This is a genomic window from Actinacidiphila yanglinensis (genome assembly GCF_900107965.1).
Classification (GTDB): domain Bacteria; phylum Actinomycetota; class Actinomycetes; order Streptomycetales; family Streptomycetaceae; genus Actinacidiphila; species Actinacidiphila yanglinensis.
In genome coordinates, this window is the sequence record NZ_FNVU01000040.1 from 1 (window position 1) to 5,007 (window position 5,007).

General features: G+C 69.8%; 3 protein-coding genes and 2 pseudogenes. All 5 read right to left on the minus strand.

Annotated features, from left to right (window positions below):
• Positions 1–93: pseudogene (locus tag C4U44_RS40910) on the minus strand (roadblock/LC7 domain-containing protein); the annotation flags it as partial.
• 9 nt (positions 94–102) lie between these two features.
• On the minus strand, positions 103–3,291 hold the full coding sequence (locus C4U44_RS40915; protein ID WP_235032724.1) for a sensor histidine kinase: 3,189 nt from the start codon (positions 3,289–3,291) through the stop codon (positions 103–105).
• Between the two features lie 467 nt (positions 3,292–3,758).
• Positions 3,759–4,367, minus strand: a complete 609-nt coding sequence (locus tag C4U44_RS40920; protein WP_200823594.1) for a GTP-binding protein — start codon at positions 4,365–4,367, stop codon at positions 3,759–3,761.
• Positions 4,348–4,755, minus strand: a complete 408-nt coding sequence (locus C4U44_RS40925; protein WP_037913670.1) for a DUF742 domain-containing protein — start codon at positions 4,753–4,755, stop codon at positions 4,348–4,350. The genes C4U44_RS40920 and C4U44_RS40925 overlap by 20 nt, the downstream gene beginning before the upstream one ends.
• A gap of 96 nt (positions 4,756–4,851) precedes the next feature.
• Positions 4,852–5,007, minus strand: a pseudogene (locus tag C4U44_RS40930) (roadblock/LC7 domain-containing protein); the annotation flags it as partial.

The window sequence follows — 5,007 nt, forward strand, 5'->3', positions numbered from 1 at the left end:
GTCGGCGGAGACCACCACCGTGTGGGACACCCCCGGGGTGTTGTCCACGAAGTTGGTGATCAACCAGTTCAGATTCTGTGCCGCCTGGCTCATCGGACTCAACTAGCGCTCCTGGTTCTGGGGGCCGCCGAATCGGCTGTCGGTGGCCTGTCCGTTCGTGTCAGTTCCAGCAGTGCGCCCTTGCTGGACGCCACGACGCAGATTACTCAACCTGCCCCGTACGTCCTCGGGTGCGCGGGAGACCTGTGGGCCCCCCTGCGGGGTCTGTGCCGCGGCACCCGGGACCAGGTTGGCCTTGGGTACCCGCCGTGGCAGGCCGGAGGGGGTGACCCCGCCTGCCTTGGGCTCGCGGACCGACTCGGCCCGGTGCCAGTGCTCGTCGTTCGTCGACCGCCAGTCGTCGCCGTCCGGCTGGGGTTGCTCGTGGGGATCGGTGGTCTCCTGGGCGGGCTGCTCGCCCGCGGGCGGCGGCGCCTGCGGGTTCGGGCTGCCCGGCTGCTGGCTCGGCTCGCTGGGCTGCTGGTCGGAAGGGCTCGTGCGCTGCCGTTCGCGGCGTGGTAGGCCAGCGTCCGTCAGTGAAGGGGAGACTACGCTCTCGGAGGGCCCCTCGGGGAGCGACGGAGCGGATTCCGTTACCTCCGGTGCGCCCTGCGGCCATCCCTCCTGAGCAGGGCTGTAACCGGAGAACTGCGCCTGGTGACCGTTGTCCTGGTACTCCGTGCCGTATCCGGGCCCCTCGGCGTACGGCGCGGCCTGGTCGTACGACTGGCCGGAACCGTTCTCGTACGGCTGCTCGAAGAAACCGTTCTGCTCGGCGCTCGCCGGTTCCGGGTAGCCAAGCTGCTGGTAGTCGGCCTGGAAGCCCTGCTCGTACGCCTGCTGCTGGTAGGCCGGATCGAAGCTGGGGTCGTAGCCCTGGGCGTACCCCTGGGGGTAGTCCTGCGGGTAGCCCTGGCCGGAGTTCGGGTCGGCGAACTGCGTGCCGGCCGGTTCCAGGCCGTCGTACTGCCCGCCGCCGAAGTCCTGGCCCGCCCCGTCGAATGCGGCCGAATCCCGCCGCTGGCCGGGCAGTTCGACCTCGTGGTCGTCCTGGCGGTCCGCCGCCGCGGCCTCCAGCTGGGCGCGGCGCTCCTCGCGCTGCAGCGAGCGGCCCACCGGGTCGAGCGAGCGGGGGGCGCCCTCCTCGTACCGGGAGTCGTCGAAGCCGAGTTCGGCCGCGGTGCGCTGGCCGAGGGCCTCGGGCCGTACCGGGCCGGGCTGGACCGCCTCGTGCTCCGGCACGATCCGGGACACGGTGAAGTCGGTGTCGTCGTCGAGCGGGTCGCCGCCGCCACCGTGGGTGATCGGCTCGGGCAGCATCACCAGGGAGGTGGTGCCGGCCTGCTCACCGGAGGGACGCAGCTGGACCCGGATGCCGTGCCGCTCCGACAGCCGGCCGACCACGAACAGGCCCATCCGCTTGGCGATCTCGACGTCGACGGTGGGCGGGTCGGCGAGCTTGTGGTTGATGTCCGCGAAGTCCTCGGCGGTCAGGCCGATGCCCTTGTCGTGGATCTCCACCATCACCCGGCCGTCCGGCAGCCGGGTCGCGGTGACCCGCACCTTCGTCTGCGGCGAGGAGAACGACGTGGCGTTCTCCAGCAGCTCGGCGAGCAGGTGGACGAGGTCGCTGACCGCGCTGCCGTGGATGTCGGTCTCGGGTATGCCGACCAGTTCGATCCGGTCGTACGCCTCCACCTCGGAGGCGGCGGCACGCAGCACGTCCACCAGCGGGACCGGCTGGTTCCACTGCCGGCCCGGCTCCTCGCCGGCGAGCACCAGCAGGTTCTCGCCGTTGCGCCGCATGCGGGTGGCGAGGTGGTCCATCCGGAAGAGGTTCGCCAGCTGGTCCGGGTCGGCCTCGTTGTTCTCCAGCTCGGTGATCAGGGTGAGCTGGCGCTGGATGAGGCCCTGGTTGCGCTGCGAGAGGTTGGTGAAGATCGCGTTGACGTTGCCCCGCAGCAGCGCCTGCTCGGCGGCCAGCCGGACCGCCTCGCGGTGCACCTGGTCGAAGGCGCGCGCCACCTCGCCGATCTCGTCCTGGGTGTTGATCGGGATCGGCGCGACCTGGGTGTTCACCCGGCCCGGGTCGGTGCGCGAGAGCTGGTCGACCAGTGCGGGCAACCTGGTCTCGGCGATGTCGAAGGCGGCGGCGCGCAGCCGCCGCATGGAGCGGGACATCGAGCGGGCCATCAGCGCCGCCACGATGAACGCGATGATCAGCGCGATCAGCACGATCGCGGAGTTGATGAACACGTCGCGCCTGGCGTGCGAGGCCAGGTGCGAGGAGTCGGTGGCGGCCTGGTCGGCCAGGTGCAGCTCCACCGAGCGGTAGGCGTCGAAGGAGAGCGTGGACGCCGCGAGGTAGGACTCGGGGGTGACGCCCTCGGCGTTGAGCCGGGTGACGGTGTACGCCGGGTCGGTCAGGTCGGTGACCATCTTGGTGAGGTCGGGCGGCACGACGTAGCCGGTGTGGTCGGCCTTCGCCTTGTTCAGCGCCGCGGTGATCTGCGCCTGGCCCTTCTTCACCGCCTCGTCCTGCGCGGCCTTCAGCCGGGCCTGGTCGTCGGTGCTGCCGCCGCCGTCGTACTCCTCCAGCGCGATGCCCTCCAGGTACTGGTACGAGCCGAGCGCGGTCTTCTGGAGGGCGAGTTCCTGGCTGGAGGGCTTCTTCTCGACCAGGATGTGGGTGCCGATGGAACGGGTCAGCGACTCCGCGGCCTTGGCGAGCGAGACGGCGTACAGCGTGCGGCCGAAGGAGGCGCTGTTGCTGGTGCCGAAGCCGAGTTCGTTGGACAGCTCGCTCAGCGGGTGCTGGATCTTGACGTACCACTCCTCGGTCTGCACGCCGGAGAGCTGGCCGGTGAAGGCGGACTTGCGGAGCGAGGGGAGCTGCGGCTCGACGCTGCGGAAGCTGGCCATCCGGCGCTTGAGGTCGGAGCTGTCGGGCAGGCCCACCGCGGCCTTGTCGAAGGCGCGGGCGGCGGCGTCGGTGGCGGCGTACGCGGACGACACCGCCTGGGAGTTGCGGTTGCCCTCCAGGAGGGGCACGACCGTGGAGTCGCGCTCGTTCTCCAGCGCGTTGCTGTACGTCGCGGCCGCGCGCACCAGGTTGGCGATGTGCACCGCGTCGTCGGACTGCCGCCAGGTGTCGACCGCGCTGTTGACCCGGAAGCCGCCGAAGACGAGGGCGACCAGCACCGGAATGAGGAGGATGGCGTTCAGCCGGGTGCCCATCCGCCAGTTGCGCATACTGAACCGGCCGCCGGGATCGGGCAGCTCGGCGACGTCCGCGGCCACCGGATCCGGGCCGCTGCCCGTGCGTTGCGGCGGAGTGAAGTTCCCACGCGGGCCGCGTTCGGGACCCGCCTCAGCTCGCCTCGTGTTCCTCACTGGACCAACAACCTCTCGGCGACGGCGCAACAACGACGGCCGTTCCTACGCTCAGGTTCTGCGAATTCCAGCACGTCATGCAGGTGCACGCCAAACGTCCGGCTTGCGGCGGGCTCCGGGGAGAAGGCTAGAGATAAAACGGGCATAAGTCCAAAGGCTGAGCAAACCATAGGACAGACGTACACGCGGTGACACCGGACGAGCGCGAGCCGTGTTCGCCATGCCCAGGAAACTCTCTCGAAATGTTATGAAGACGGCGGGGGCCCGTTGTGTCGCGCGACACAACGGGCCCCGACCGCCGACTGGCAACTTGCCAGCGGCACAAGCTACTTGAGGCGAGCCAGCAGAGCGTGCTCGACGAGCGTGATGAGCGCGCTCTTGGCCTCGCCGCGGTGCCGGGCGTCGGTGGTGATGATCGGCGCCTCGGGACCGATCTGCAGCGCCTCGCGGACCTCTTCCGGCCGGTAGGGCTGGTGGCCGTCGAACCCGTTGAGCGCGATCACGAACGGCAGGCCGCTGTTCTCGAAGTAGTCCACCGCCGGGAAGCAGTCCGCCAGCCGCCGGGTGTCCACGAGCACCACCGCGCCGATGGCACCGCGCACCAGGTCGTCCCACATGAACCAGAAACGGTCCTGCCCGGGGGTACCGAACAGGTACAGGATCAGGTCGTCGTCGAGCGTGATGCGGCCGAAGTCCATCGCCACCGTGGTGGTGGTCTTGTCCTGCACGTGGCTCAGGTCGTCGATGCCGGCCGACGCCGACGTCATCACGGCCTCGGTGCGCAGCGGATTGATCTCCGACACCGCACCGACGAACGTGGTCTTGCCCACGCCGAAGCCACCCGCCACCACGATCTTCGCGGAGGTGGTCGACCGCACAGGCGGCGTACCGTACGCCGGCTGCTGCGATTGCGGCCTAGAGCTTCCGAAGTCCACTGAGCACCCTCTCAAGCAGTGTCACATCTGGCTGGCCGCCCGCTTCGCCGCTGCCCGGCTGGTGGATCGCGACCATGCCGGCCTCGGCGAGGTCGGCCACAAGGATCCGGGCCACACCGAGCGGTATCGCGAGCAGCGCGGAGATCTCGGCCACCGACTTGATCTCACGCGTCAGATGGCAGATCCGCTGGTGCTCAGGAAGGAGTCCCGCGTACTGCGCCGGGTCGGCGGTGGTGCTGACCAGGGCCTCGATCGCGAGCTGGTAGCGAGGCCGGGTACGGCCACCTGTCATGGCGTACGGCCGCACCAGCGGCTGGTCGCCTTCCACCCCGTACGGCGCGTGGTGGGACGCGCCGTACGGGCCCGGCGAGGCGGGTGGCGGGGTCATGAGGGTCCTCCGTGTCCGGGCAGTGCTGTCGCTGGTGCGGAAGTACGGGAACGTTCTGTTGTACGGGCTGTTGTACGTGGTGCTGCCATGCGGTGCTCAGTTCATCAGGCTGCCCTGGAGCTCGGCACGGAGGTCGGGGGTGAGGACCGCGCCGGCGCGGTCGACGAGCAGGGCCATTTCGTAGCCGACCAGACCGATGTCGCACTCCGGATGCGCCAGCACCGCCAGCGACGAACCGTCGGACACCGACAT

Bases quoted from the DNA above. Each gene is read 5' to 3' on its own strand.
- C4U44_RS40915 (WP_235032724.1), bottom strand. From the start codon at position 3,291: ATGCGCAACTGGCGGATGGGCACCCGGCTGAACGCCATCCTCCTCATT.
- C4U44_RS40925 (WP_037913670.1), bottom strand. From the start codon at position 4,755: ATGACCCCGCCACCCGCCTCGCCGGGCCCGTACGGCGCGTCCCACCAC.